The 2750-nt window shown below is 41.1% G+C and carries 2 protein-coding genes; both read right to left on the reverse strand.

From position 1 onward, the window contains the following. The coding region (locus tag ACT8YW_RS22780) for a hypothetical protein (protein ID WP_444107233.1) at window positions 1-180 on the reverse strand (180 nt) is incomplete at its 3' end. Window positions 181-261: 81 nt separating this feature from the next. Further along, complete coding sequence (locus ACT8YW_RS22785) at window positions 262-2073, reverse strand: reverse transcriptase/maturase family protein (RefSeq protein ID WP_318269298.1); 1812 nt, start codon at window positions 2071-2073, stop codon at window positions 262-264. Between the last annotated feature and the right edge of the window lie 677 nt (window positions 2074-2750).

Raw genomic sequence — 2750 nt, forward strand, 5'->3', positions numbered from 1 at the left:
CTTATTACTCAGCCATCTTCCAAGGAAAACAAAGATTACGATTGGAATCACATATCCGATCACCAGACTGAGAAAGATGGACTGCTTCTGAGGCTCCACTGCTTCCATACTGGTTCCGGCTTCATAAAGGCGGCTTACAAGGTCGTAGGCTAAGACCACAGCGCCTTGCCTTGTTACCAAGGTAGGTTTCCATAGCCTCGCCCCGAAACCGTACGTACACCTCTCGATGTATACGGCTTCCCATTTATCATAGTCTTTCAGTTATTTCGTAATCATGGCATAACAGTTTGGACAAACTGCAAGTGTCTTGCGACGCTTAGTCAACATAATAGTGTTCCATTCATTGTCCGCTTTGATTGATTTCAAAGACTTCACATGATGCATGCATATATCTCCTGTGTTTTCTCCACATAGTTCACATACACCCAGCTTAATCCTTGTTCTCAAATAATTTGGATTATCATACTTGACGTATTGTGGTAAGAGGTCGGGTTCGAAGCTACAGGCGTAGCGTTTCTTCTTGAATCCATCATGATAGAACTCACAGTATTTTAACCCTTTCTTTGTATTATAAGGAACCATAAAAATTCCATTCCTACGGTATTTTCTCTGTATCTTGTAAACGCTCTTTTGATATTTAAGTCCAAAGGTCTTATACATGCTATATTCCAAGATGAATGCAAAGTTTTTGATGACTGTTGCATTTTCCGCTATCGAATAGTAATTATATATACCTCTAATCTCGGCATTCACCTGTGATACTATTTCCACATCGGTCATGTGAACCATATTGCCTCTGTGGTGAGAATCCCATATTTCTTTGCCATTTTCATCATACCTAATCCTAAGTGCACCATACTCTATTAGCTTAGCTTGCCACTTATCCCTTGGAGCGTATAATTTGATTCTGCCCGTATGAGTTTTCCTTAACTGATGCTTTGAATCATACATTAGTGCTGAATTCTTGGCTGTAGTAATGTCGTAGCCTAGGAATCTGGCTTTATCTTGACTATGCGTGATTTTGGTCTTTTCTTCGGACATCTCAAGATGCAGAGTATCCTCGAGAAATACTCTGAATTTATCTTTTATTTCAGAGGCATCCTCGAATGAACCAATGACTCCTATTAAGAAATCATCCGCATATCTACAGTAGACCAAACTTTTGTAGTCTTCATTATTTGCTCGCTTACTTGGTAAGCTGTGCTTATAGCTAATGGCATCTTTTTGCAGACGCAGAGCTTCTTTTCTTTGTTGCTCATTCCAACTGTCCCAGTTTGCTCGGTTTCTTCTTCTGATGTAGTACAGCTTGCTTGCGGCTCGTGAGTATTCAAGGTTATCCTTTGATTTTCCCTTGCTAAATTCTTTCTTTAGACGTTCTGCAAACTCATCCAATTTTGACAGATAGATATTTGCTAACATAGGGCTCACGCCTGAACCTTGGGGTGTTCCTGAAAATGTACAATTGTACACCCATTGCTCCATATATCCAGCTTTCAGCATTTTCCATATGAGAGCCAAGAAGTTTTCATCCTCGATTCTCTCCCTCAGAATGTTTACTAGCACATGATGGTCGAAGCTGTCGAAGCATGCATGTATATCACCTTCTACGAACCAAGTGATTCCGGTGAACTGATTTTGTATCTGCTGTAAAGCAGAGTGACAGCTTCTGTTAGGTCTGAATCCATGAGAATAATCTGAAAAGTTAGGCTCATATATGCTCTCAAGAATCATTTTGACCACTTCTTGTACTAATTTGTCTTCTGTTGATGGTATTCCTAGCGGGCGTTTCTTTGTGCTATTTTTCTTTTCAATGTACACACGCCTTGCAGGGTTTGGCTGATAGCTGAAATCTTTGAGACTTTCTATAAGCGCATTGATACGTTTTTCACTCATTCCGTCTAAGCTTTTGCCATCTACACCAGGTGTCATACTTCCTTGCGATTGGCTTATGTTTTTATAAGCTAAGAAGTAAAACTCTGGGTTGTATAAATTCCGATATAATCTCTTGAATTTATACTCTTTGTTTGTTGTTTTTTCTGAAAGACTTTTCAATACCTTTACTGGTTCTCTCAATGTCTCACACATCCTTCCTCGTTTTAGTATTGAACGATAAACTGCCGCCCTTCGCCATGTGGGCGTTATTATTCGCTTCCGTTTTTACGGCTATCCTTGTCAATCCAAGGTCCGCGGACTACTACGACGGCTCCGTTACCATGCTGAATATTCAGAGTCATCTCTCTTGCTTTTTACACTTGAGATTTATCACCTTTCGGCATTACTCATAGCCCATGGGCATTTCAGTTTAGGTAATCCCCGTTTAGCATCATTATGATAAGTTGTACTATTGTCGGTATGGGAGTTTTTGTCATTTTCCATTACTTATGGCTAGCTTGCATCGATTATCCCACGGATTGCAGACAGCAAAATACTAATCCGCCAATGCACCACCGTAACATCTTCCCTTCGGTGTGGAGATGGTTAGCTCCAGCCTCTGACTTTCCTTCAAGCAGTGTAGCCTTCATCCTCATATAGTACCTTTCGCCTCGACACTCAGTCGCAGCTTGGAAGCTTCGCTGACTTGTGCCTTTACAAACGTGCTGTTGTCCCCTTTATGTTTCCACTCGAGGTTAGTTGTTGGCGATAAGATTGTGTTTTTCACACTTGATAATTTTTCTTATTGCTTTCTCAGAGCAAAATCATAATGACCCACGCCGCTTGGGTGTCCACCCCAAGCGCCTTACGGGCGCACG

Source organism: Bacteroides sp. (genome assembly GCF_052357945.1).
Taxonomy (GTDB): Bacteria; Bacteroidota; Bacteroidia; order Bacteroidales; family Bacteroidaceae; genus Bacteroides.